The 24,198-nt window shown below is 63.5% G+C and carries 19 protein-coding genes; 13 read left to right on the top strand and 6 right to left on the bottom strand.

Annotated features, from left to right (window positions below; all coding sequences use genetic code 11):
• Positions 1-2: 2 nt before the first annotated feature.
• On the bottom strand, positions 3-2,444 hold the full coding sequence (locus D3242_RS26185) for an ATP-binding response regulator (RefSeq protein WP_064986236.1): 2,442 nt from the start codon (positions 2,442-2,444) through the stop codon (positions 3-5).
• A 721-nt stretch (positions 2,445-3,165) separates the two neighbouring features.
• Complete coding sequence (locus tag D3242_RS26175) at positions 3,166-4,068, bottom strand: GNAT family N-acetyltransferase (RefSeq protein WP_064986234.1); 903 nt, start codon at positions 4,066-4,068, stop codon at positions 3,166-3,168.
• A gap of 238 nt (positions 4,069-4,306) precedes the next feature.
• Between D3242_RS26175 and argE the strand changes: the two genes are divergently transcribed.
• The 6 genes from argE to D3242_RS26145 all read left to right on the top strand — a co-directional run bounded on the left by argE (position 4,307) and on the right by D3242_RS26145 (position 10,884).
• Positions 4,307-5,431 carry an acetylornithine deacetylase gene (gene argE / locus D3242_RS26170; RefSeq protein ID WP_064986233.1) on the top strand — a complete coding sequence of 375 codons (1,125 nt, stop codon included), beginning with the start codon at positions 4,307-4,309 and terminating at the stop codon, positions 5,429-5,431.
• Positions 5,432-5,442: 11 nt separating this feature from the next.
• Positions 5,443-6,366, top strand: coding sequence for a 2-hydroxyacid dehydrogenase (locus D3242_RS26165; protein ID WP_064986231.1), 924 nt, complete (start codon positions 5,443-5,445; stop codon positions 6,364-6,366).
• Between the two features lie 22 nt (positions 6,367-6,388).
• Positions 6,389-6,742, top strand: a complete 354-nt coding sequence (locus tag D3242_RS26160) for a cupin domain-containing protein (RefSeq protein ID WP_027047222.1) — start codon at positions 6,389-6,391, stop codon at positions 6,740-6,742.
• Between the two features lie 149 nt (positions 6,743-6,891).
• Positions 6,892-8,355: an aldehyde dehydrogenase family protein gene (locus D3242_RS26155; protein WP_064986230.1), complete on the top strand. Its 1,464-nt coding sequence runs from the start codon at positions 6,892-6,894 to the stop codon at positions 8,353-8,355.
• A gap of 10 nt (positions 8,356-8,365) precedes the next feature.
• Positions 8,366-9,409 carry a tartrate dehydrogenase gene (locus D3242_RS26150; RefSeq protein ID WP_064986228.1) on the top strand — a complete coding sequence of 348 codons (1,044 nt, stop codon included), beginning with the start codon at positions 8,366-8,368 and terminating at the stop codon, positions 9,407-9,409.
• Between the two features lie 17 nt (positions 9,410-9,426).
• Complete coding sequence (locus D3242_RS26145; protein WP_064986226.1) at positions 9,427-10,884, top strand: NAD-dependent succinate-semialdehyde dehydrogenase; 1,458 nt, start codon at positions 9,427-9,429, stop codon at positions 10,882-10,884.
• 82 nt (positions 10,885-10,966) lie between these two features.
• On the opposite strand, the gene D3242_RS26140 is transcribed toward D3242_RS26145, so the two are convergent.
• Together D3242_RS26140 and D3242_RS26135 are read right to left on the bottom strand one after the other, a co-directional pair.
• A complete protein-coding gene (locus tag D3242_RS26140) occupies positions 10,967-12,241 on the bottom strand; it encodes an NAD(P)/FAD-dependent oxidoreductase (protein ID WP_064986224.1) in 1,275 nt (424 codons plus the stop codon).
• A gap of 16 nt (positions 12,242-12,257) precedes the next feature.
• Positions 12,258-12,926: a haloacid dehalogenase type II gene (locus D3242_RS26135; RefSeq protein WP_038652131.1), complete on the bottom strand. Its 669-nt coding sequence runs from the start codon at positions 12,924-12,926 to the stop codon at positions 12,258-12,260.
• 310 nt (positions 12,927-13,236) lie between these two features.
• Here D3242_RS26135 and D3242_RS26130 point away from each other — a divergent pair, with 310 nt between their 5' ends.
• The 7 genes from D3242_RS26130 to D3242_RS26100 all read left to right on the top strand — a co-directional run bounded on the left by D3242_RS26130 (position 13,237) and on the right by D3242_RS26100 (position 21,628).
• Positions 13,237-14,076 (top strand): GNAT family N-acetyltransferase, encoded by an 840-nt coding sequence (locus tag D3242_RS26130; protein ID WP_064986484.1) that lies wholly within the window; start codon positions 13,237-13,239, stop codon positions 14,074-14,076.
• A 10-nt stretch (positions 14,077-14,086) separates the two neighbouring features.
• A complete protein-coding gene (locus D3242_RS26125; protein ID WP_019860277.1) occupies positions 14,087-15,460 on the top strand; it encodes an aspartate aminotransferase family protein in 1,374 nt (457 codons plus the stop codon).
• A 264-nt stretch (positions 15,461-15,724) separates the two neighbouring features.
• Positions 15,725-16,417 (top strand): HAD-IA family hydrolase, encoded by a 693-nt coding sequence (locus D3242_RS26120; protein ID WP_394811854.1) that lies wholly within the window; start codon positions 15,725-15,727, stop codon positions 16,415-16,417.
• Between the two features lie 63 nt (positions 16,418-16,480).
• A complete protein-coding gene (locus D3242_RS26115) occupies positions 16,481-18,091 on the top strand; it encodes an ABC transporter substrate-binding protein (RefSeq protein WP_019860279.1) in 1,611 nt (536 codons plus the stop codon).
• Positions 18,092-18,177: 86 nt separating this feature from the next.
• Positions 18,178-19,128, top strand: coding sequence for an ABC transporter permease (locus D3242_RS26110; protein WP_019860281.1), 951 nt, complete (start codon positions 18,178-18,180; stop codon positions 19,126-19,128).
• A 2-nt stretch (positions 19,129-19,130) separates the two neighbouring features.
• Positions 19,131-19,976, top strand: coding sequence for an ABC transporter permease (locus D3242_RS26105; RefSeq protein WP_064986221.1), 846 nt, complete (start codon positions 19,131-19,133; stop codon positions 19,974-19,976).
• The gene (locus D3242_RS26100; RefSeq protein WP_064986219.1) at positions 19,973-21,628 is read left to right on the top strand and encodes an ABC transporter ATP-binding protein; all 1,656 of its coding nucleotides are present in this window, start codon (positions 19,973-19,975) and stop codon (positions 21,626-21,628) included. Before D3242_RS26105 ends, D3242_RS26100 begins: the two co-directional genes overlap by 4 nt.
• Here D3242_RS26100 and D3242_RS26095 read toward each other — a convergent pair whose 3' ends face one another.
• Both D3242_RS26095 and D3242_RS26090 read right to left on the bottom strand, forming a co-directional pair.
• Positions 21,629-22,105: an Lrp/AsnC family transcriptional regulator gene (locus D3242_RS26095; protein ID WP_019860284.1), complete on the bottom strand. Its 477-nt coding sequence runs from the start codon at positions 22,103-22,105 to the stop codon at positions 21,629-21,631.
• Positions 22,106-22,114: 9 nt separating this feature from the next.
• Positions 22,115-24,190 (bottom strand): NADH:flavin oxidoreductase, encoded by a 2,076-nt coding sequence (locus tag D3242_RS26090; RefSeq protein WP_064986218.1) that lies wholly within the window; start codon positions 24,188-24,190, stop codon positions 22,115-22,117.
• Positions 24,191-24,198 lie beyond the last annotated feature (8 nt).

The following is a 24,198-nucleotide window of genomic DNA, read 5'->3' as shown; positions in this document are numbered from 1 at the left end:
CGTCACTCCTTGGCACGGGCGGCGGGTCTGGTGCCATCTCGCGATGAGGCCAACATGGTTCTGACCAGCTTTGCCACATCGATCTCCGACGCCCTGGTCTTGGTCATCATCGCTTGCACCCGATCGCCGAGTTTCTGGTCCGGTTCGGCCGCCGAGAACACGATGACTCCGGTCTCCAGCGGCAGATCGGCGAGCAGGTCCAGTCCCGATCCGTCTGGAAGCACTATGTCGAGGATGACCAGGTCGAAGTGACGCTTCGCAACCGCCCGCCGTGCCTCCTGCAGCGTTTTCGCCGAGATGATCGAGACGTCGGAGCCCAGCCCCGCCGACATCACGGCTAGCACACCCTCGTCGTCTTCGACATGGAGGATCTTCGGCCTCTGCTCATTCCTGCTGGCGACGATCTTGGCAAGAGCGGCGTGAAGCCGCCCCGAATCCACCGGCTTCTCCAACCAGTCGACAATGCCGACGGCGGTGCCGTTCAGTGAGCGCCTGGCCTCATCGGCGACGGCGGAGATGACGATGACCGCAATGTCGGAATTCACTGGTGACGCCCTGATGTCATGGAAGAGCTTGATACCCGATTCTTCTGCCAGCTTGATGTCGAGTGTCAGTGCCGCATAATCGCGGGACTGCAGCAGCGCCTTCGCGGTGGCGATGTCCGGGGCCACGTCGCTGGAAAAGCCTTCCGAGTCCAGGAGTGCCGCAATCACCGTGGCGATGTCGGTCTCGTCTTCGCAGATCAGAACCCGTAGGCGGCCATCGGGCTCCCGCGGCGGGCGCGGTGGCGGATACGGCCTCGGGTGGAGCCTGCGGGCTTCGGCAAGGTCGACGTGGAACGAGGTTCCTTTCTCTTCCTCGGTTTCGAAGGAAACGGCGCCGCCCAGCTTCTCCACGATGGCCTTGACGATGCTGAGGCCGAGGCCGGTGCCGCCTTTCTTGCGGGTGCTGGACGCGTCGGCCTGTTCGAACTTGCCGAATATACGGCTACGAAACGCCTCGGGGATACCCGTCCCCTGATCGATCACCGAGATGCGCAACATGTCGCGATCGCGACGCTGTAGCTTCACCATCACGGTGCCGTCGGCGTGCGAGAACTTGATCGCGTTCGACAGAAGGTTGGCCATCACCTGGTGCAGGCGGTCCGGATCGATGTTGGCTTCGGCGCGCGGTGCATCGTCGACCAGGACGATGCGTATCCGGCTCTCGGCCATGTAATTGGAACTAGCGGCAATGGCCTGCTCCATGATCGGGCGCACAGGCATCTGCTTGATCTTGAAGGCGATCACACCTGACTCGATCTTCTCCATGTCGAGGATGTCGTTGATGAGAAGAACCAGTCTCTCGCTATTGGTGTGGGCGATATTGACGAGGTTGGCGGCCTTCGGCGGCAATTCACCCGCCACGCCCGCCGCGATCAGGCCCAGCGAGCCGCGGATGGATGTCAGAGGGGTGCGCAGCTCATGACTGACCGTCGAAATGAAATCGTTCTTGAGTTGAGCGTTTCGCTTCTGCTCGGTAATCTCGCGATTGTAGGTGATGACACCGGTGATCTTGCCGGCCTCGTCGCGGAACGGCGCCTTGAGCGTGTAAAGCCAACCCTGTTTGCCATCCGGAAAGACCGCCGGCTGTTCGATGCGCAATGTCTGCCCCGCCTTCAGTGCGCCCACCTCGTCCTGCCTGAAGCGCTCGGCCACGTCCTTCGAATAGAAGTCGAAATCGGTCTTGCCGATGAGCTCCTCGACTGAAGCGGCCCCCAGCATTTCGGCGGTGGCGGGATTGGCGGCGATGAAGCGGCCGTCCACATCCTTTATGTTCAGGCAGTCCGGCAGTTCACGAACCATGGCCCGATAGATCATGTTGGACATGGAGAGATCGCGCCGCCGCTGTTGCCGGTCGAGCAGGATGCCGATCACCATGGTACTGAGGAAGCGGAACAGGAGGGACGGGAACGTGCTCTGCTGGATCAGGCCTGTGATGACTTGCGGGGGTATGACCAGGAGCGTGATCAGCCCGGCGAGTGCAACTGACACGCCGAAGCCGAATATGTCGAGCATCGTGCGCGACCGGGCCGCGACAATGTGGTGCCATGCCAGGCCGACGACGGCGGTGATCAGGATGCCCATGACGCCGACATTGGCCCCCTGCCCGCCAAGATAGAGGCGATAGGCAATGGAGCCGGTCGTGGCAACGATCATTGCCGGCCATCCGCCGAAGAACGCCGCGGCGCCGATAAAAGCGGCGCGCAGATCGACCACGAAGCCGGAGACAGACAAGGCGGTCGCCATTGAAATGACCGCCCCCACGCACATGACCGCGCCGAGAAGCAGCGACTGTATCCGCGGCGAGAGACGCCCGGTGAAATCGGCGACAAGGTCCCAGGCGACGACCAGGACGGAGACCAGGGCAAGATTGGCGAGGAGTGATTGCCAGATCTCGGTCATGATTTTCCGACTCCTTTTTTCCGATGAATATCGGCTAAAGAAGCTGCGCACCAGTCCGCAGGGCCGGACCGGTGGCACCCCGAGCAAAGGCGACATGGGCAGCCACATGGCAGGCGTCTTGGTACAGCGCGCTTATCGAGCATCAAGTCGAAGCCTGATCTTCGGCACGGGCATCGCCGCGTACTGACGATGGCCCCGACGTGCTCGGCCGCGCCGCCGTGACGGTTGATACGTCCAAGCCCCCTACGGGCTCACGGACTACTACAGCCGGCACCTTTTTTCTGGACGCCCCGCTCCGCTGAATGCCGAGAGGGGCTCCTCCGCACGACGGCTGGATCGGCACCTCGTCTTCGAGCATTTTTGATGCCTGCTGCCGAATCAGGAGCGGCCCAATTGCACATCGTTGCCGCCGATTACCGCACGTGTCGTTGCAAGGTCTTTCGAAACCGGCAGGGCCGAGCTACGTGTGACGAGCGCCATCAACGAGACGGAGAAAATTGACGAAGAGGCCCAAAGTCGTTTCGCTCAGCCCTCAAATTTGTCCGCTAAGTAGCACAATAGGTAACACAAATGAGTAGAAGGAAGCGAAAATTGACAGCTAAAAAATTTGAAATTTATGCAGCAAAATCAATTATTTACCGAGAAATTTATGGTACCGTTGGCTAGCGCCGCTAGAGTGACGCGAGGTGGGGCAGCCGCGACGGTACGGGTCCTGGGTCAACTACCCGAGAGTTTGACTGGCGAGTGCATAGGTCACCGGTGCAACGGCGTCGCCGATGGCAAAATCGTTGAGGCGTTTGCCCATGGACATAGTGAGCACCGTGTCGAAAACCGGCATTCCGCTGTGCGACAGAAAGTCGGCGAACTCGCCAGTGTCCATGTGGGTGTCGATCCGCAGGAAAGACCCCGAATGGTCGGCCACGTGCGGCCGGACGATCGCCACGGCGTCGGCGTCGCTTTCCGCCACGACCGGTCCCACGACATGGCCCCGCCCGAACGGCCGACAAAGCGCGAACGCGTTCAGCTTGTCACCCTTGAAAAGACCATAGCCGACCGAATGCGCGAAAAGCTTTTCAATGAGCGCCGCCCGCCTCACGCCAAATCCTGCCGCGTCGAGCGCGATTGCCGCGGGAATATCCCTTGCGTCCAAAGTCCGGACATCGCCTCGCGCATTTGCCGGCCCAGCCATCGTCTGCATCCGGGCGATGCCCTGGCATTGATAAACGGTCTTCTCCGGCTGGAAGTCGAGCGAGAGATAGAGCCGCTTTGCCGCGCGCGTTGCATTGAGGCGCAGATCGCGACCGACCACCTTGTCGAAGACCCGCTTCATCAGCCATTGCCCCGCTCCCAGCGTTTGGAGTCGCGGCGATGTGATGACCATCCCCACGGTGGCGAAATCGTCACCATGCGCGAACCACATAGCCGAACCTAGAACCCTGCCGATCTCGTCGAGGGCCACGACCCCCTCTCCCGATTCACGCAGAAATTGCCAGTCCTCGGCGCGATGCGGCCATCCCACAGCGAGCGAGTGCGCGTGCAAGCGGTCCAGTTCGACGCCTTCGATGTCGCCGATCCGCATCGAGAAAGTGTCGATCTTCAAGCTTCCCGACGGCTTCAAGTCCATGCCCCTAAAAGATTGTCGTCCTGAGCGCCGCACACCGATGGCCACCCTCTGCCCGCCAACGCTAAACGAGCGGACCGGTACGATTAGCTCGAAAGCCGTGCAGCAACGCAAGATTCAACTGAAACATTTCAGCTTTCGGCACGCAATAGCGCAAGAATGCACACACTCTCTCCGGAAATCTAGCAGCATATGGTCGACGGCACTGATCCCGGCGAACCCGAACGTTTTGAGGGCAGGAATGGACGTCTTCGACATCCTCGACCGTCTCGTCGCCTTTCCATCGGTCGCCGGCAAACCGAACGGCGACATCGCTGGCTGGATCGAAGCCTATCTCGCAAAACACGCGACGCAGGTCACGCTGCTTCCAGGGCCGGAAGGCGATCGTTCCAATCTTTTCGCGACGATCGGCCCCTGTGATGTCCCGGGCTATATCCTGTCCGGCCATATGGATGTCGTTCCCGCTAGCGAGCCGCAATGGAGTTCGAGCCCTTTCGCGCTGCGCAAGGAGGGCGAACGGCTCTACGGACGCGGCACCACGGACATGAAGGGGTTTCTGGCCGCAGTGCTCGCCGCCGTGCCCACGCTGGCGAGACTGCGCCTTGCCAGGCCGATCCAATTCGCCTTCTCCTATGACGAGGAGGTGGGATGCCGCGGCGTGCCGCATTTGATCGCCCGCCTTCCCGAACTCTGCGCCAAGCCGCTCGGCGTGATCGTCGGCGAGCCGAGCGGCTTGCGCGCCGTGCGCGGCCACAAGGGCAAGGCAGCCGCCCGCTTGATGATCAATGGGCGCTCCGGCCATTCGTCGCGGCCCGATCTCGGCCTCAACGCCATCCACGCCATGGCCGGCGCGCTAAGTGCGGCCGTGAGCGAAGCGGAGCGGCTGACGAACGGTCCGTTCGACCCTGATTTCGAGCCGCCCTACTCCTCGCTGCAGGCCGGCGTGGTGGCGGGTGGACATCAGGTCAACATCATTCCCGACACCTGCACGCTGGACCTTGAGGCGCGCGCCGTACCCGGCGTCGACCCTGCCAGCCTGCTCGCGCCCGTCAAGGCACGGGCAGAGGCGCTTGCGGCCCAAGGCTTTCGGGTCGAGTGGAAACCGATGAGCGCCTATCCGGCGCTGTCGCTCCCACAAGACGCGGCACTGGCGGCACTTCTGCGCGAGTTGACAGGCGAGGTGCCGCTTGCCGCCGTCAGCTACGGCACAGAGGCCGGACTTTACCAGGACGCCGGGTTCGATGCGATCATCTGCGGACCAGGCGACATCGATCGCGCCCACAAGCCTGACGAATACATTCTCGCGAGTGAACTCGCCGCCTGCCAGCGGTTGACCGAGGCGCTGGGCGCCCGCTGCGCGGCTTGAAGGGAACCGGAATGACATTCCTGTTCAATTCCGACGCGCGGCGCGGGGCGATCTTCGCCGAAGCCTTCGCCAAAGAACTGCCGGACGTACCCTTCACGATGGATGCCGCAACGGTCGATCCCGACGCGGTGCGTTATCTCATTGCCTGGACTGCACCAGAAGACCTCGCGCGCTACAGGAACCTGGAGATCCTGTTTTCCATTGGCGCCGGCGCGGACCAGTTCCACCTCGATACCGTACCGGAACAGGTGAAGATCGTGCGGACGATCGAGGCAGGCATCGTGCGCATGATGCAGGAGTATGTGACGCTTGCCGTGCTCGCCCTGCACCGCAACCTGCCGGCCTATCTCGCGCAGCAGCGCGCCGGCCAATGGCGCGACATCACGCAACTCCAAGCCGGGTCGCGCCGGATCGGCGTGCTCGGCCTCGGGCAACTCGGGCAGGCCGTCCTCGATCGCCTGAAACCCTTCGGCTTTCCGCTCGCCGGCTGGAGCCGCTCGCCACGGCAGATCGAGGGCGTCTCCTGTCATCATGGCGAGCTTGGACTGAAGGAGATGCTCGCGGCCAGCGACATACTCGTTTGCCTGCTTCCGCTGACCAGGGATACGCGTGGTTTCCTCGATGCCGACCTGTTCGCGAAACTGCGCAAGGGCGCGGCGCTCGTTCACACGGGCCGGGGACCACAGCTCGACCACGAGGCGCTTGTCGCCGCGCTCGACCACGGCCACCTTTCGGCGGCGATGATTGACGTCACGGATCCCGAACCGCTGCCTGTGGGCCATCCCTTCTGGCGGCATCCGAAGATCATCCTGACCCCGCATGTCGCCAGCGTCACCCAGCCCGCGACAGCCGCGCGGGCCGTCATCGAAAACATCCGACGCCACCGCGCCGGCCTCGACCCCATCGGGCTCGTCGACCGGTCGCGCGGCTATTGAATCCAACCTGAAAGGCCATCCCTTGTCCCTGCTCAAGACCGTCGACACCAGCCCCGCCTTCCCGCCGCGTGAATCCCAGGCGCTGCCCGAACGGCTGATTGCCGGCAACCCCGCCTTCAAGACCTGGGCGCAGGACACGGCCAAGGGCGATCTCGTCCATACCGGTGTCTGGGAAGCGACGCCCGGCGAGACGCGCTCGATCAAGGGGGAGACCTTCGAGTTTTGCCATATCCTCACCGGCGTGATTGAGATCACGCCCGATGGCGGCGAGGCGGTGACTTACCGCACCGGCGACAGCTTCGTGATGAAGCCTGGCTTCACCGGTGTCTGGAAGACCATCGAAACGGTGCGCAAAATCTACGTCACAGTAGGGTAACGGCTCCGCCTGAGGCGCTGGCCTCCGCAACAGATTTTGCCGTCCCTCATTGCCAGCACGCAACAATCATCCGCGACCGATCGCCGAACGGCGCATGCTGCGCTCCTGCCCGCGCTAGGGTCGTCCAGAATAGCTGAAAGTAGGCGCCCATGGGCCTGAGCTTCGACCCGGATACCGTCTCCCTTCCCGTCGGCCATTTCATCGGCGGAGAACTCATCGCGACCGAGGGTGCGCTCGAGATGCGCCGACCGTCGGATGGCAAGGCATACGCCGCCAGCCCGGTGGCGGACGTTGATATGGTCGACCGCGCGGTGGCGAGCGCCAAGGCGGCGCTAAAGGCCAGCAACTGGGGCGGCGTCCGGCCGCGCGAGCGCACCAGGGCACTCCAGGCTTGGGCCGGCCTGATCGAGGCGGAAGCCGAAACGCTGGCAAAAATCGAGGCGCTGTGCTCGACCCGGCCCGTCGGCCAGCTCGTCGCAGGCGACATCGGCGTGACTGCCGAGCAGATTCGCTTCTTTGCCGAATTCGCCGACAAGGAAGGCAGCGAGCTGGTGCCGACCGACGACACCACTCTCGGCATGATCATGAGCCAGCCCTATGGTGTGGTCGGCGCGATCACGCCCTGGAATTTTCCGATCTCGATGGCCGGGTGGAAGCTTGGTCCGGCGCTGGCGGCGGGCAATGCGGTCGTGCTGAAGCCGTCGGAAATGACGCCCTTTTCGGCAGTCTACATGGCACAACTCGCCGTCAGAGCAGGCTTGCCGGCGGGGCTCATAAACGTGGTGCTGGGCGACGGTCCGACGACCGGCACGGCACTGACCGGACATCCCGAGATCGCCAAGGTCAGCTTCACCGGCTCGACCCGCGCCGGCTCGGCCATCATGGAGAATGTCGCCCGCACCGGCGTCAAGCCGATGACGCTGGAACTCGGCGGCAAGAGCCCGCAGATCGTCTTTGCCGATGCCGATCTGGACAAGGCGGCGACCGCGATTGCCGGCAGCGTCACCTTCAACGCCGGCCAGGCCTGTGTGGCCGGTACGCGCCTGATCGTCGAGAAGAGTGTGGCCGACAGGCTGACGGCCGCGATCCTGGAGAAGATGAAGGCGGTACGGCCCGGCCCGACCTGGGACGAGGCGACGCAGTATTCGCCCATAATCTCGGAGCGGCAGCGGGCGCGTGTCGACGGCATCGTGCGGGCCGCGGTCGAAGCCGGCGGCCAATGCCTGACCGGCGGCGGGGTCATGGACAGCCCAGGCTATTTCTACGAGCCGACGCTGATCGCAGATGTAGACCAGGCCAATCCGGCGATCGTCGAGGAAATCTTTGGCCCGGTCTTGACCGTCCAGACCTTCGAGACCGAGGAGGAGGCGCTGGCGCTGTCCAGCCACCCGACCTACGGACTGGCTTCCGGCCTGTTCACTTCAGACCTGTCCCGCACCATCCGCTTCGCGCGCAAGCTCGAAGCGGGCACCGTCTGGGTCAACCGCTACAGCCGCTCGCGCGACCATATCCTGCCGACCGGCGGCTACAAGCGCTCCGGCATCGGCAAGGATCTCGGCCGCGAGGCCTATCTCGCCAACCGCAGGACCAAGAGCGTCCTGATCAGCCTCTAGAGAGATGCCGATGAAGTCCTATTCGATCGCCCTGATCCCCGGTGACGGCATTGGCCGCGATGTGACCGCCGCCGCCTGGTCAGTGCTGGAGACCGCAACCAAACACGCGGGCTTTGCCTTGACCAAAACCGAGTTCCCCTGGTCCTGCAAATTCTACAAGGAGACCGGCCGCATGATGCCGCAGGACGGCATCGAGACCTTGCGCGGCTTCGACGCCATCCTTCTCGGCGCGGTCGGCTGGCCGGCGGAGGTGCCGGATTCCGTTTCGCTGCACGGCCTGCTGCTGCCGATCCGCAAGGCATTCGTGCAGTACGCCAACATCCGGCCGCACCGGCTGCTGCCGGGCGTGACAGGGCCGCTGCGGGCGGAAGGTTTCGACATATTGTGCATCCGCGAGAACACCGAAGGCGAATATTCGGGCGCCGGCGGGCGCGTGCATCAAGGCACGCTGGACGAGGTTGCGGTGGAGACCTCGATCTTCACCCGCGCCGGTGTCGAGCGCATCCTGCGCTTCGGCTTCGAACAGGCGCGGTCGCGGCGGGGCAAGCTGGCCTCCGTCACCAAGTCCAACGCGCAGAAATACTCGATGGTGTTCTGGGACGAGATCGCGCGAAAGCTGGCTGCGGATTACCCTGACGTCGAAGTGACCAGCTATCATGTCGATGCGCTCGCCGCGCGCATGATCATGGCGCCGGAGAGCCTCGACGTGGTCGTCGCCTCCAATCTGTTTGGCGACATCCTCACCGACATCGGCGCAGCGATCCAGGGCGGGCTCGGTTACGCCGCCTCCGCCAACATCAATCCCGACCGCTCGGCGCCGTCCATGTTCGAGCCGGTGCATGGCTCGGCGCCCGACATCGCGCATCTGGGCATCGCCAATCCGATCGCCACCATCTGGTCCGGCGCCATGATGCTCGATCATCTCGGCGAAAAGGCCGCGGCCGACCGCGTCATGAAGGCGGTCGAAGCCGCAACCGCCAGAGGCATAGGCACCGTTGCCGGCAAGGACCGCACGGAAGCCATCACCGCCGCGGTCGTCGCGGCGCTCACCTGATTGCAAGGTCGTTTTCGATGAAAAACCTGAAAGACAAATATCTCTTCCGCGAAGCCGGCCTGATCGGCGGCGAATGGGTCGCTGCCGGCTCCGGCAAGACCGTCAATGTCATCGATCCGGCGACGCAGGTTGCCATCGGCACCGTACCGGACATGGCCGGCCCGGAGACCCGCGCGGCCACAGACGCCGCCTCCTCCGCCTATGGCGACTGGAAGAAGAAAACCAACGCCGAGCGTGCTGGCCTCCTCGAGGCATGGCACGGCCTGATGCTGGCGCATCTGGACGATCTCGCGCTGATCCTGACGACGGAACAAGGCAAGCCGCTGGACGAGGCCAAAGGCGAGATCCGTTACGGCGCCTCCTTCGTCAAATGGTTCGCGGAGGAGGCGCGCCGCATCAACGGCCACACCATCCCCTCGCCGACGCAAGACCGTCGCATCATCGTGCTGAAGGAGCCGGTGGGCGTTTGCGGCATCATCACGCCGTGGAATTTCCCCAATGCGATGATCACTCGCAAGGTCGCGCCGGCATTGGCCGCCGGCTGCACCGTGGTGATCAAGCCGTCCGAGTTCACGCCCTATTCGGCGCTGGCGCTCGGCGTGCTTGCCGAACGGGCTGGTATTCCCGCCGGCGTCATCAACATCGTCACCGGCATGCCCACGGAGATCGGCAACGAGATCATGGCGAACGAAACCGTCCGAAAAATCTCCTTTACCGGTTCGACGCGCGTCGGCTCGCTGCTGATGCGCGGTGCGGCCGACAGCGTGAAGCGGCTCAGCCTCGAACTCGGCGGCAACGCGCCCTTCATCGTCTTTGACGACGCCGATCTCGACCTCGCCGTCGAGGGCGCGCTGGTGTCAAAATTCCGCAATGGTGGCCAGACCTGCGTCTGCGCCAACCGCATCCTCGTCCAGGCCGGTGTCTACGAAACCTTCGCCGCCAAGCTTTCGGCTCGCGTCAACGCCATGACGGTGGGACCGGGCACGCAGCCCGGCGTCGCTATCGGGCCGATGATCAACATGGCGGCGGTCGAGAAGATCAACCGCCACGTCGAGGACGCGCTCGCCAAGGGTGCTGCCATCATCACCGAGAAACCGGTGCTGCCGGAGGGCCCTCAGTATGTCGCGCCGCTGGTGCTGAGCGGCGCCACAAAGGACATGCAGCTTGCCGGTGAAGAGACGTTCGGTCCGGTCGCGCCGCTCTTCCGGTTCGAGACGGAAGAGGAAGCGATCACGCTGGCCAATGGCACGCCCTACGGACTTGCCTCCTATTTCTACACCGAGAATTTGAAACGCGCCTGGCGCGTCGGCGAGGCGCTGGAGTTCGGCATGGTGGGCTTGAACACCGGTTCGGTCTCAATCGAAGTCGCCCCCTTCGGCGGCGTCAAGCTGTCCGGCCTCGGCCGCGAGGGCGCGCAGGCCGGCATCGAGGAATATCTCGAGATGAAGAGCTTCCACATGGGAATAGGGCAGTAAGGGAGTAAGGGAGTAAGGGAGTAAGGCAATACGGCAGTACGGAAGACAGCACCCTACTGCCCTGCCCTACTGCCCTACTGCCCTACCTCACCCGGTCGAGCGCCTTGTAGTAGAGGCCTACCATCGGCAGGAACCAGGGTTTGCCGGAATAGCCGGGAATGGATGGCCATTCGAGGCCCTTGAGCGGATTGCGGTCCTCGCGGCCGAGCATGGCATCGGCCAGGATCATGCCGAGATGGGTGGAAAGCTGCGCACCGTGGCCGGAATAGCCCATCGCGTACCAGACACCGTCATGGTAACCGGCGCGGGGAAAGCGGTCCTTGGTCATGTCGACCAGCCCGCCCCAGCAATAGTCGATCTCAACCTTGGCAAGCTGCGGAAAGATCGCCGCGAGGCCCGCCCGCAAGATCTGTCCGCTCCTTGCGTCGGAGCGCTGATCCGATGTCGCCGAAAAGCGTGCGCGGCCGCCGAAGATCAGACGATTGTCCGGCGAGAGCCGGAAGTAGTTACCGATGTTCATCGAGGTCACGCATGTCCGGTTGCCGGGCATGGTGGCAGTGATCTCGGCGTCGCTTAGCGGCCGCGTGGCGATGATGAAGCTGCCGACGGAAATGATCCTGCGGCGGAAATAGCTGAAGTCAGGCGTGGTGTAGGCGCCGGTCGCCACCAGCACGTTGTCGGCGCTGATGCGGCCGCGCGAAGTGGTCAGCTCATGCCTGCTGCCGGCCTGCTTGCGATCGGCCACCGCCGTGTTCTCATGGATGACGGCGCCATGGCGGGTGGCAGAAGTGGCGAGACCCGCCACATAGCGGCCCATATGCATCATGGCACTCTTCTTCGACAGCATCGCGCCATGGAAGGGCGAGCCGATCTCGGATTCCAGATCGGCCGCCGACAGCAGCGCCGTATCCGGGTCCACCTCGGCATGGAGGGCTTCGAAGTTGCGGGCGATCGCTTCGAAATGCTTTGGCTTCGAGGCGAGCTTCAGCTTGCCGGCGCGGCGGAAATTGCAGTCGATGCCCTCTTCGGCAACCAGCGCCTCGATGGTGTCGACGGAACTGTCGAGCGCCCGGTAGAGCGCGATTGCCCGCTCCTTGCCGAGCTCCGCCTTGGCCGAGAGATAGCTGTGGGCGAGGCCGTTGTTGAGGTGTCCGCCATTGCGCCCGGACGCGCCCCAGCCAACACGCTCCGCCTCCAGCACGGCCACCTTGGCACCGGCCTTCGCCAGCTGGTGCGCGGCGGCAAGGCCGGTGAAGCCGCCCCCGATGATGGCGGCATCATAGTGCCCCTCGACCGGGCCTTGCGCCCCGCCGGAAAAGACCGGGGCGGTATCGTGCCAGTAGGAGACGAACTTCATCGGCAATCCGCCTGTTTCAGAGCCCAACGACGCCCGCCAGACCGGAAATGTCCGATATCTCGACATAGCCGTAGTACGGGTTGGCCGGTTCGTGGCCGCGATTGACCCAGACCTTGTTCTTGATGCCGAGATCGTGCGCGGACATCAGGTCGTAGCGGAACGAAGACGAGCAGTGAAGCACATCCTCCGGGCCGCAACCCAACCTGTCGAACATGTATTCGAAGGCCTTGAAACGGGGCTTGTAGGCCTGCGCCTGCTCGGCCGTGTAGACTGCATGGAACGGCGCGCCGAGCTTCTCGACATTGGACATGATCTGCGCGTTCATGGCGTTGGAGAGGATGACCAGCGGAATTTCCTTGGCGACCTTCGCCAGGCCCGCCGGAACGTCGGCGTGCGGCCCCCAGGTCGGAACGCGCTCATAGACCATCCTGGCGTCGTCGTCGCTGAAGGCGACGCCGTTGCGCTTGCAGGTACGCTCGAGCGCGCTATGGACGACGTCGGCATAGGGCTTCCAGTCGCCCATGATCTCGTCGAGCCGATACGCCGAGAAATTCTTGATGAACTCCTGCATGCGCGGCTCGTCGAGGCGGCTGCCGTAGAGGTCGCGCGCCGCTTCCGCCATCTGGAAATGGATCAACGTGCCGTAGCAGTCGAAGGTGATGTATTTGGGCCTGAAGGAAGCCATGTCCGTCGATCTCCGGTGGAAGCACATCCGCGTTGGGATGTATTTCATCATAGGACGGCAGGCAGCGGCCCACCTGACCGAAATCACCCTCTCGAAAGCAGAAAGTTCCGTATCCGCGGTCCGGTTTGGCACGCTGTAGCATCTGGCGTGCCGATTGTGGTGCCGCCCGCGGCGTGAGGCGCCTGCACCGCCAGCACAAGATGCGGCGCACCGCCTGCGCTACGGCGAAAGATACCGTCGAAGCCAGGGCCTTCAGACGATCTGCGGCGCGCTGATGGTCGAAACTTGGCATCATACGGAAGGATGCCTCATGCCGCAGGGCGAGATCGAACTCCAGGCCTTCGGGCCGCACCATATCGAGGGCGCCGTGGCGCTTTCTCGCCAGGAGAATTGGCCGCATCGCCCGCAGGATTGGCAGATGGCGTTGCAGCTTTCGAGCGGCGCGGTCGCGCTCGATGGTCAGGGCCGCGTCACCGGAACCATCCTGGTCACGCCCTACGGCATGGATTGCGCCATGATCAACATGGTGATCGTCGACAGGAACGCGCGCGGCAAGGGGCTTGGACGCCAGCTTATGGATCAGGCCTTCGCCTTGGCCGGGAACCGTCCGCTGCGGCTCGTCGCGACGGCAGACGGCATGCCTCTCTATGAGAAATTGGGCTTCGTGCCGTCCGGCATCATCCTGCAGCATCAGGGCAAGGTTGCGGAGCTTGGTGCGCCCGGTGGCGTGGCAGCCGCAGGCATCGACGATCTCCCTAAAATCAAGGCGCTGGACCGCGACGCCTATGGCGCCGACCGCGAAGCTCTGATCGATGCGCTGGCGGAGCGCGGCCAGTTCGCCGTCTTCCGCCGCAACGGCGCCATCGAGGCCTATGCCGCGATCCGCCCGTTCGGACGCGGCGAGGTGATCGGTCCGGTCATCGCGGGAAGCGCCAACGAGGCGAAGGCCCTGATCGGCTTCTTTGCCGCGCCGCGTCCCGGCGCCTTCCTGCGCGTGGATACCGGCAGCGTGACCGGCATCGCCAGCTGGCTCGAGGAAATCGGCCTCACCCATGTCGGCGGCGGTGTGGCCATGGACCGTCCACCCAGGACGGGCGCGGACCGGATCAGGCCGAAAGTTTACGCGCTCGCCAACCAGGCGCTCGGCTAGGAGGATAACAATGCTCGCCAATTCGCTGATCGAACTCGACCGCGCCCATCTCATCCACCCGGTCGCTTCATATCGTGGCCACGAGGCGCTTGGCGTGCGTGTGCTGAAATCGGCGAAAGGGGCGACCGTGACCGACGCGTCCGGCAAGCAACTCGTCGATGGCTTCGCCGGGCTGTGGTGCGTCAATGCCGGCTACGGCCATGACAGCATCGTCGAGGCGGCGGCCCGGCAGATGCGCGAGCTTCCCTACGCCACTGCCTATTTCGATCTCGGTTCGGAGCCCGCCATCCGGCTCGCCTCAGAACTGGCCGAGCGGGCGCCGGGCGACCTCAATCACGTCTTTTTCACGCTTGGCGGGTCGGACGCGGTCGACAGCACGATCCGTTTCGTCCGCTACTACTGGAATGCCAAAGGCGAGCCGCAACGCGACCAGTTCATTTCCATCGAACAGGGTTACCATGGGTCGTCGGTGGTCGGCGCGGGCCTGACCGCCCTGCCCGCCTTTCACGCCGGTTTCGGCATTCCCTTCGAATGGCAGCACAAGATTCCTTCACCCTATCCCTATCGCAACCCGGTCGGCGAGGACGGCAACGCGATCATCGCCGCATCGCTCGCCGCGGTGAAGGCCAAGATCGAGGCGATCGGGCCGGAACGGGTCGCCGCCTTCTATGCCGAGCCGATACAGGGCTCGGGCGGCGTCATCGTTCCGCCAAAAGGCTGGATCAAGGCCATGCGCGGACTCTGCCGGGAGTACGGCATCCTGTTCATCGCCGACGAGGTGATCACCGGTTTCGGCCGCACGGGACCGCTGTTCGCCTGCACCGACGAGGAGATCGTCCCCGATTTCATGACGACCGCCAAGGGGCTGACCTCGGGTTATGTTCCCATGGGCGCCGTGTTCATGGCCGATCATGTCTACAATGTCATTGCCGATGGCGCGGGCAGTTCGGCCGTCGGCCACGGCTATACCTATTCCGCCCATCCCGTCAGCGCTGCCGTCGCGCTCGAAGTGTTGAAGCTCTATGAAGACGGCCTTCTGGACAATGGCATCAAGGCCGGTGCCCGCCTGATGGCGGGATTGGAGGGCTTGAGGGGCCATCCGCTTGTCGGCGATGTACGCGGTCGCGGCATGCTTGCCGCCATCGAACTGGTGGTCGACAAGGACAAGAAGACGCCGCTTCCGGCGTCGGCAATGCCGGCACGGCGTATCTTCGACAGGGCGTGGGACAACGGCCTCATCATCCGTGCGTTTGCCAATGGGGTTCTCGGCTATGCTCCCCCGCTCTGCTGCACCGACGCCGACATCGACGCGGTCATCGAGCGCACACGCCGGACGCTCGACCAGACGCTGGCCGATCCCGATGTCCGCCAGGCTGTGGCATGAAGGCGGCGGAATATGTCGCGTCTCGAAATATCGCCGGGGCGGATGATTTCGCAATTTTGTGCCGCCCCTTCACGCCTTTTCGGCGAATCCAGCGCGGGGGAAGTGCCAGACTGCTCATAAGACAAGGCCAGAAAGCTTGGATCTCCGGGCCTTCGAAAGGCCACGCCCCAGGCAGCACGGAATTTTGTTCTGTTCAACACATGCAATTCGGCCGAACGCAGAGGAGAGCCAGTCTTGGCCAGGGGCTTTAGCGAATTCAAATATATGACCTTCGACGTGGTTGGTACGCTGATCGACTTCGAAGGCGGGATCACGACCTGCCTGGCGGGAATTGCCGCCGAGGCCGGCGTTTCGATCGATGGCGAGGAAGCGCTGAGCCTCTACCGGCAGGCCCGTTACATGCCCGATGCCGGCCTGTTTCCCGACGATCTCGTGCGTGTCTACACAGCCATCGCGCCGCAACTCGGCCTGCCGGCCGAGGAGAAATACGGCATCCAGCTGCGGGACTCGGCCAGCGTCTGGCAAGGCTTCCCCGACAGCGCGGCGGCATTGGCGGACCTTGCGAAGTCGCACAGGCTGATCGCCATGACCAATGCAAGACGTTGGGCACTAGATCATTTCGAAAAGCAGCTCGGTTCGCCCTTTTTCGCCACCTTCACGGCCGATGATACAGGCACGGAGAAACCGGACCCGGCCTTCTTCCAGAAGGTCTTCGATTTCGTGGCCTGCCGGGGCGACAGCAAGGATGACATCCTGCACGTCGCGCAAAGTCAGTACCACGACATCGGCATATCCCGAGCGCTTGGCGTGACCAATTGCTGGATCGAGCGCCGGCACGCCCAGAAGGGCTATGGCGGCACGATCGAGCCAGATCGCTTCACCGCGCCGAACTACCACTTCACGTCAATGGCCGCCCTTGCCGCAGCCGTGCGGGAAAGCCTGAAGGAACGAACCTGAGCCCAAACCCGGAAAGCCGCAGCAAGACGAGCAAGCCGGAAAACAAACAGAAAGGGGAATGATATGACCGACAAGATCACGAACTGGACCAGCGCAGACGATGCCATGGTCGAAAATGCCATCCGGCGGGGCGCGAGCCGCCGCGAACTCCTCAAGATGCTGCTGGCCGGCGGCGCCGCAGTCGCCGCGGGCAGCATAGTGCTTGGCCGTGCCACCAATGCGGTCGCCGCCGAACCGGTTTCCGGCGGAACGTTCAAGGCCGCCGGCTGGTCGTCCTCGACCGCCGACACGCTCGATCCGGCAAAGGCGTCGCTGTCGACCGACTATGTCCGCTGCTGCTCGCTCTACAACCGCCTGACTTTCCTCGACAAGGACGGCGTCACGCAGATGGAGCTGGCTGAAAGCTTCGACAGCAAGGACGCCAAGACCTGGACGGTGAAGCTGCGCAAGGGTGTCACCTTCCACGATGGAAAGGCTCTCACCGCCGATGACGTGGTGTTCTCGCTGAAGCGCCATCTCGATCCGGCGGTCGGTTCCAAGGTCGCCAAGATCGCAGCGCAGATGACCGGCTTCAAGGCGGTCGACAAGTCGACCGTGGAGATCACGCTCGCCGACCCGAATGCCGACCTTCCGACCATCCTGGCGCTACACCACTTCATGATCGTCCAGGACGGCACCACGGACTTCTCCAAGGGCAACGGCACCGGCGCCTTCGTGCTGCAAACGTTCGAGCCGGGCGTGCGGTCGGTCGTCACCAAGAACAAGAATTATTGGAAATCAGGCAAGCCCTATCTCGACTCCTTCGAGTTCATCGCCATCAGCGACGACAGCGCCCGCGTCAACGCCCTGCTTTCTGGTGACATCAATTTTGCGGCTTCGATCAATCCACGCGCGATGAAGCTCATTGGCGGGCAGCAGGGCTTCGAGTTGTCGAAGACGACCTCGGGCAACTACACCGACCTCAACATCCGGCTCGACATGGATCCGGGCAACAAGGCCGACTTCGTGGCTGGCATGAAGTATCTGGTAAACCGCGAGCAGATCGTCAAATCGGCGTTGCGTGGACTTGGCGAGATTGGCAACGACCAGCCTGTCTCCCCGGCAAACATCTTCCACAATCCCGACATCAAGCCGAAGGCTTTCGACCCGGACAAGGCCAAGTTCCACTTCCAGAAGTCAGGCTTGCTCGGCCAGTCCATCCCCGTGATTGCTTCCGACGCCGCGACCTCGTCGATCGACATGGCTGTTATCATCCAGGCCGCCGGCGCCGATATCGGCATGAAGCTGGACGTCCAGCGCGTTCCGTCGGACGGCTACTGGGACAATTACTGGCTCAAGGCGCCGATCCATTTCGGCAACATCAATCCGCGCCCGACGCCGGACATCCTGTTCTCGCTCCTCTACGCCTCCAACGCGCCCTGGAACGAAAGCCAGTACAAGTCCGAGAAGTTCGACAAGCTGCTCGTCGAGGCGCGCGGCTCGCTTGATCAGGCCAAGCGCAAGGAAATCTACAACCAGATGCAGGGCATGGTCTCAGAGGAGGCCGGCACCATCATCCCGGCCTACATTTCCAACGTTGATGCTCTCTCCAGCAAGGTGAAGGGTTTGGAGGCGAACCCGCTCGGTGGCATGATGGGCTACGCAATGGCGGAATATCTCTGGCTCGAGGCCTGAGAGGCGCCTGCCGGGGACCGGACAGCCGGTCCCCGGCACCTATTGCGCAACATGGCTTGGCCGAACGCAACCGCAGGAGCGCTTCAATGACGTCTGGGGTTCTAAACCTCGTGCTGAAGCGGCTGGCGATCGCGGTCGTCACGCTTCTGATAGTGCTATTCGCGGTTTTTTTCGCCACCAGCATGTTGCCTGGCGATACCGCGTCGATCCTGCTCGGCCAGGCAGCCACCCCGGAGGCGGTCGCCGGCCTGCGCGAAGCCATGCATCTCAACGATCCGGCAATCCTGCGCTTCCTGCGCTGGCTTCTCGGCCTGCTCCACGGTGACCTCGGCACCTCCTATGCCAATGAGATGCCTGTCGCGGCGCTGATCGGCGGGCGCTTTGTCAACACAATGGAGCTCGCCGGCATCACCACCCTGCTCTCGGTGCCGCTGGCGCTGACGCTCGGCATCACCGCCGCCATGCTGCGTGGCTCCCTCTACGACCGAACCGTCACCATCCTTTCGATCGGCGTCATCTCGGTGCCGGAATTCATGGTCGCGACCCTCGCGGTCCTGCTTTTCGCTGTCTATCTCAAATGGCTGCCGGCACTTTCCTCGGTCAATGAGGCGCACACGCTGACCGACCTCGTGCGCATCTATGCAATGCCCGTGATCACACTCACCTTCGTCATCTCCGCACAGATGATCCGCATGACCCGTGCGGCTGTGATCGAAACGCTCTCCACGCCTTATGTCGAGATGGCGCTTCTCAAGGGCGCTTCACGCGGCCGCATGGTGCTCAAGCACGCGCTTCCCAATGCGCTCGGGCCGATCGTCAACGCGGTTGCGCTGTCTTTGTCCTATCTGGTCGGCGGCGTCATCATCGTTGAGACGATCTTCAACTATCCCGGCATCGCCAAGCTGATGGTCGATGCGGTTGCGACCCGCGACCTGCCGTTGATCCAAAGCTGCGCAATGATCTTCTGCCTCGGCTATCTCTTGCTCATCACCGTCGCCGACATTATCGCCATCATGTCCAACCCGAGGCTCAGGTGACAATGGCGCGTGTGGCAGCTTCCCCACGGTCCTTGCTGGGCCACAGCTACAATCTCGTGGGCGTCGTGGCCGCGCTGGTCATCCTGGCGTGGACGCTGATCGCCATCTTCGCGCCCGCCATCATTCCCCATTCGATCGGCGACATAGTCGACGACGACTATTTCGGCCCGATGCGTCAGGGTCTATGGCTCGGCTCCGACTATCTGGGGCGCGACATGCTCTCACGGGTGCTCATGGGCGCGCGCTACACTGTCGGCATATCGCTCGCCGCCGTCGCCATCGCCTGCTTTTCGGGCGTGGTGCTGGGGATGGTCGCGGCCGTCACCGGCGGCTGGCTCGACACCTGCCTAAGCCGATTCCTTGACGCCATGAACTCCATCCCCAGCAAGCTGTTCGGCCTTGTGGTCGTCGCCGCGGTGGGCTCGTCGATCCCGGCGCTGATCCTGACGCTCGCCGTCATCTACATACCCGGCGCCTACCGCTTCGCACGGGCGCTCGCCGTCAACATCAATACCATGGACTTCATGACCGTCGCCCGCGTCCGCGGCGAAAGCACCGCCTATCTCATCGGGTCCGAGATCCTGCCCAACATCATCCGCCCGGTTCTGGCCGATTTTGGCCTGCGCTTCGTCTTCATCGTGCTCTTGCTCTCAGGCCTGTCCTTCCTCGGACTCGGCCTGCAGCCGCCGCTCGCCGACTGGGGCGCCCTGGTACGCGAGAACATCGGCGGCCTGCCCTTCGCGGCTCCCGCCGTCATCATTCCCTCGCTCGCGATCGCCAGTCTCACCATCAGCGTCAACCTGCTGATCGACAACCTGCCGCAGAAGATCAGGGACAGGGACACATGACCAATCTCGTCGAGGTCAGGAACCTGAGGATCGAGGCGACGACGGACGCCGGACGCATCGTCGAAATCATCAAGGGCGTCAGCATCGACATCGCCGACGGCGAGATCGTCGCCCTGATCGGGGAGAGCGGCTCCGGCAAGACAACGGTGGCGCTCTCCCTCATGGGCTATGCGCGGCCCGGCTGCCGGATCACCGGCGGCGAGATCAATGTGAACGGCAAGAACATGGCGGCACTGTCCGAAAAGCAGCGCGCCAAATTGCGCGGCACCGACATTGCCTATGTTCCGCAAAGTGCCGCCGCCTCCTTCAACCCCTCGTCGACGATCATGGAGCAAGTGATCGAGGTCACGCGCATCCACGGCCTTATGCCGCCCGAGCAGGCGCGAAAGCGCGCGGTCGAACTGTTCCGGGCTTTGTCGCTGCCGGATCCGGAAGGGATTGGCGCGCGCTACCCGCACCAGGTTTCAGGCGGGCAATTGCAGCGGCTGTCGGCGGCCATGGCGCTTATCGGCGATCCCAAGCTGGTCATCTTCGACGAGCCGACCACCGCGCTCGACGTGACCACGCAGATCGACGTGCTGAAAGCATTCAAGGCGGTCATGCGGGCGGGTGGGATAGCGGGGGTCTATGTTTCGCACGACCTCGCCGTCGTCGCCCAGATCGCCGACCACATCGTTGTGCTGAAGGGCGGCGAAGTGCAGGAGACCGGCACCACCGCTCAGATTCTTTCGGCCGCCCAGCACCCCTATACGCGCGAACTTTTGGCTGCCTTCGAGCCGAGGCCGCGGCAAGCGCACGCGGACACGGATGCCGGCGCGAAGCCGTTGCTGCGTATCGACAATGTGACCGCCGGCTATGGCGCGGTGCGGGATAACGGGCTGCCACTCATCCGGGCCGTCGATTCCGTCAGCCTGGTCGTCGAGAAGGGACGCAACCTCGGCATTATCGGCGAATCCGGCTGCGGAAAATCGACGCTGGCGCGAGTCATCGCCGGCATCCATCCGGCGGCGGCCGGCGACATCATATTCGACGGCAAAGAACTGCAGCGCGCCGCGGGGAAACGCGGCCAGGACCAGTTGCGCGAGATGCAGATCGTGTTCCAGTATGCCGATACCGCGCTCAACCCGGCCAAGCCTGTGGAGGACATCATTGCCCGGCCGCTGGCCTTCTATCACCAACTCGACAGGCAGGCGCGCTCGAAGCGCGTCGATGAACTGCTCGACATGGTTCGCCTGCCCAGGACGCTGCGCTACCGTCGGCCGTCGGAGCTCTCGGGCGGCCAGAAGCAGCGCGTGAACTTCGCGCGCGCCCTGGCGGCCGGACCCAAGCTCATCATCTGCGACGAAATCACCTCGGCGCTCGACACGGTGGTGGCGGCCGCCGTGATCGACCTGCTCAAGGAGCTGCAGCGCGAGCTGGGCCTTTCCTACATTTTCATCAGCCACGATCTCTCCGTCGTCGAAGCGATCTGCGACGAGATCATGGTCATGTATAATGGGCAGCGGGTTGAACAGATCACGCCCGACAGGCTGCAAGCGCCAAGCCACCCCTATTCGAAGCTTCTGTTCTCCTCCGTGCCCAAGCTCGATCCGACGTGGCTCGATGGCCTCGTCCGCGACCCGGAGCTCGTCAGCCAGTACGGCCATCGCTGATTACATCGGAAACAGGCTGGGCAGCGGCATATGCGCCTTGATGATGGGTGACTTCAGCACCACGAAGCTGAAACACTTGTCGATGCCGATATCCATGTCGGTGAGCCGCTCGACGATCGCCTGATATTCGGCAATCCCACCCGTGACGAATTTCAAGAGATAGTCATAACGGGCGGACACGCGGTGGCATTCGACGGCGGCATCAACCTTGTCGACGGCGGCAAGGAAGCGCGCGAAGTCGATCTGACGATGGTTCTTCAGCGTGATTTCCGTGAAGACGGTGAGCGTGCGCCCCAGCTTGGCGATGTCGATCTGCGCCGAATAGCGGACGATATAGCGTTCGGCCTGCAGCTTCTTTACCCGCATCAGGCAGGGGCTGGGGGAGAGATTGACCAATTCCGCCAGCTCCACATTTGTGATGCGGCCGTTCTTCTGCAGCTCGTACAAAATCTTGATGTCGATCCGATCGAGTTTCATAGGCCCTGCCTACAATTGCGAGCAGAGCCGGTAGGCCTCGTAGATCGACGAGTAGATGTCCCTGCTGGCAACGGCGTCGCCGATGCGGTGCAGGACGAAAGATCCGGCAGCTTGGGGACCTTTGTCCCCGTTCGTTTCCGTTCCCGTCATCAGTGCTATGTCGGTGACGCCGTTATTGGCTGAGCGCGCGCGCAATTCCTGGTAAGTGTCCTCCATCGGCACCGTGCCGCGCTCGACAATGAGTTGGGCCGCCGTCATTTCCGTTTCCGCACCGGTGAGTTCATGCCGAAACGTGGCGGCGATGCCGTTGCCCTGGCGTACCGCCTTGACCAGACGCACATCGCTGACAACGCGGATGCCGCGTTCCGTGGCGCGTTTGCGAAAACTCACCCGGTCCGGATAGGGCGTCTCGATCGCCAAAGTGTCGTCGGCTATGGCCAGGCTGACCACGCGCCCCGGACGGGCCAGATGCAGGGCGCAGGAAATTGCCGCCTGGCGTCCGGTCTCGTCGTAGATGAGCACGTCGTCCTTTGCCGGCACGACCCCGGTCAGGACGTCCCAGACGCTATCGCAATGTTCGGCACCCTCCAGCCATTCCATATCAGGAATGCCGCCGGTGGCCACGATGACCGCGTCCGGTTTTGCGGCAAGGACGATTTCTGCGTCCGCATAGGTGTTGAGACGGACTTCCACTCCAAGCCGAGCGAGTTCGTCGACGCGCCAGTCGACTATGCCGATGAGATCCTTGCGGTCGGACGCTGCGGCCGCGACGAGCACCTGCCCGCCGAGCCGTGCCGCGGCTTCGAGCAGGCTCACTCTGTGTCCGCGCTCGGCGGCGACCCTTGCCGCTTCCATCCCACCCGGACCACCGCCGACCACGACCACCCGTTTCGGCGTCTCCGCCCGGTCGATGATGTGGTTGACGAGGGTCTCATGGCCGCTGGCCGGGTTGTGGATGCACTGCACCTTCTTGTACAGGCAGTAGGACGCGCCGACGCAGGGGCGGATGCGTTCTTCCTCTCCGCGCATCACCTTGTTGACGATGTGCGGGTCGGCGATATGCGCGCGCGTCATGCCGACCAGGTCGACAAGGTTTTCGCGGATCGCATGACGAGCCGTGGCGACATCCCTGATCGCTGCGGCGTGGATGACGGGCAGTTTGGTTTCCCGTTTGAACTGCCCGACCAGCGGCAGAAACGGCGCGCTCGGGCTGAACATGCCGGGCATGTTCTGCTCGGCCAGCGACAGGTCGGTGTCCATGCGGCCGAAGATGCAATTGAAGAAATCGACATGGCCTTCCCGCTCGAACAGCCTGGCGAAGGCTAGGCATTCCTCGAAATCCGACCCGTCGTCGACCGCCTCGTCGATCACCAACCGGATGCCGACAGCGAAGTCGTCACCCACCGCGCGGCGTATTGCCTCGTGAACCATCAGGCCGAAGCGCGCGCGGTCTTCCAGCGAGCCGCCGAAGCCATCCGTGCGCCTGTTGGTTCTGCGTGAGAGGAATTGCCCGATCAGATGGCCGCCGGTGACCGTCTCGACGCCATCCAGACCGCCGTCCACGCAGCGCCTTGCCGCTGTGGCGTAATCCTTGATGATCCTGTCGATGTCGGCGGCGTCCATCTCCTTCGGGAAATTTCGGTTTCGCGTCTCGCGAATGCGCGATGGCGCCACTGGCGGCAGCCAGTTTCCGGCATAGGCGGTGGCGCGCCGTCCAAGATGCGAGACCTGGCACATGACGGCGGCGCCATGGCGATGAACGCGCTGCGACAGCGACTGGAGATGAGGCACGATACGATCGCTGGAGAGGTCCAGCTGACCGCCGCCCCAACTGGAGTCGGGCGAGGTCATGGCCGAGCCGCCCGCCATGCTCATCGCCAGGCCGCCGCGCGCTTTCTCCTCATGGTAGCGCTGGTAGCGCTCGAGCGGCAGGCCGCCATCGTCCAGCATCGAAGCATGACTGGTGCTGACGACACGGTTGCGGAGCCTCAGGCCCTTGAGCCGAAACGGCTGCAGCAGGGGATCGCCGGATGTGCCGTCCGCTTGAGATGCCGCTGTCTTCACGCCCTGCTCCACCCCATTCATGAAGCTTA

The sequence above is a fragment of the Mesorhizobium jarvisii genome, assembly GCF_003601985.1.
GTDB classification, from domain to species: domain Bacteria; phylum Pseudomonadota; class Alphaproteobacteria; order Rhizobiales; family Rhizobiaceae; genus Mesorhizobium; species Mesorhizobium jarvisii.
Note: the sequence above shows the minus strand (reverse complement) of the source record. Positions and strands in the feature narration are given on the sequence as shown.

What these genes read in the sequence shown, in the direction of transcription:
- D3242_RS26165 (WP_064986231.1), top strand. Translation starts at nt 5,443, where the DNA reads ATGACATTCCTGTTCAATTCCGACGCGCGGCGCGGGGCGATCTTCGCC.
- D3242_RS26175 (WP_064986234.1), bottom strand. Translation starts at nt 4,068, where the DNA reads ATGGACTTGAAGCCGTCGGGAAGCTTGAAGATCGACACTTTCTCGATG.
- D3242_RS26155 (WP_064986230.1), top strand. Translation starts at nt 6,892, where the DNA reads ATGGGCCTGAGCTTCGACCCGGATACCGTCTCCCTTCCCGTCGGCCAT.
- argE (WP_064986233.1), top strand. Translation starts at nt 4,307, where the DNA reads ATGGACGTCTTCGACATCCTCGACCGTCTCGTCGCCTTTCCATCGGTC.
- D3242_RS26150 (WP_064986228.1), top strand. Translation starts at nt 8,366, where the DNA reads ATGAAGTCCTATTCGATCGCCCTGATCCCCGGTGACGGCATTGGCCGC.
- D3242_RS26120 (WP_394811854.1), top strand. Translation starts at nt 15,725, where the DNA reads ATGACCTTCGACGTGGTTGGTACGCTGATCGACTTCGAAGGCGGGATC.
- D3242_RS26115 (WP_019860279.1), top strand. Translation starts at nt 16,481, where the DNA reads ATGACCGACAAGATCACGAACTGGACCAGCGCAGACGATGCCATGGTC.
- D3242_RS26130 (WP_064986484.1), top strand. Translation starts at nt 13,237, where the DNA reads ATGCCGCAGGGCGAGATCGAACTCCAGGCCTTCGGGCCGCACCATATC.
- D3242_RS26145 (WP_064986226.1), top strand. Translation starts at nt 9,427, where the DNA reads ATGAAAAACCTGAAAGACAAATATCTCTTCCGCGAAGCCGGCCTGATC.
- D3242_RS26140 (WP_064986224.1), bottom strand. Translation starts at nt 12,241, where the DNA reads ATGAAGTTCGTCTCCTACTGGCACGATACCGCCCCGGTCTTTTCCGGC.
- D3242_RS26110 (WP_019860281.1), top strand. Translation starts at nt 18,178, where the DNA reads ATGACGTCTGGGGTTCTAAACCTCGTGCTGAAGCGGCTGGCGATCGCG.
- D3242_RS26135 (WP_038652131.1), bottom strand. Translation starts at nt 12,926, where the DNA reads ATGGCTTCCTTCAGGCCCAAATACATCACCTTCGACTGCTACGGCACG.
- D3242_RS26105 (WP_064986221.1), top strand. Translation starts at nt 19,131, where the DNA reads ATGGCGCGTGTGGCAGCTTCCCCACGGTCCTTGCTGGGCCACAGCTAC.
- D3242_RS26185 (WP_064986236.1), bottom strand. Translation starts at nt 2,444, where the DNA reads ATGACCGAGATCTGGCAATCACTCCTCGCCAATCTTGCCCTGGTCTCC.
- D3242_RS26125 (WP_019860277.1), top strand. Translation starts at nt 14,087, where the DNA reads ATGCTCGCCAATTCGCTGATCGAACTCGACCGCGCCCATCTCATCCAC.
- D3242_RS26095 (WP_019860284.1), bottom strand. Translation starts at nt 22,105, where the DNA reads ATGAAACTCGATCGGATCGACATCAAGATTTTGTACGAGCTGCAGAAG.
- D3242_RS26100 (WP_064986219.1), top strand. Translation starts at nt 19,973, where the DNA reads ATGACCAATCTCGTCGAGGTCAGGAACCTGAGGATCGAGGCGACGACG.
- D3242_RS26090 (WP_064986218.1), bottom strand. Translation starts at nt 24,190, where the DNA reads ATGAATGGGGTGGAGCAGGGCGTGAAGACAGCGGCATCTCAAGCGGAC.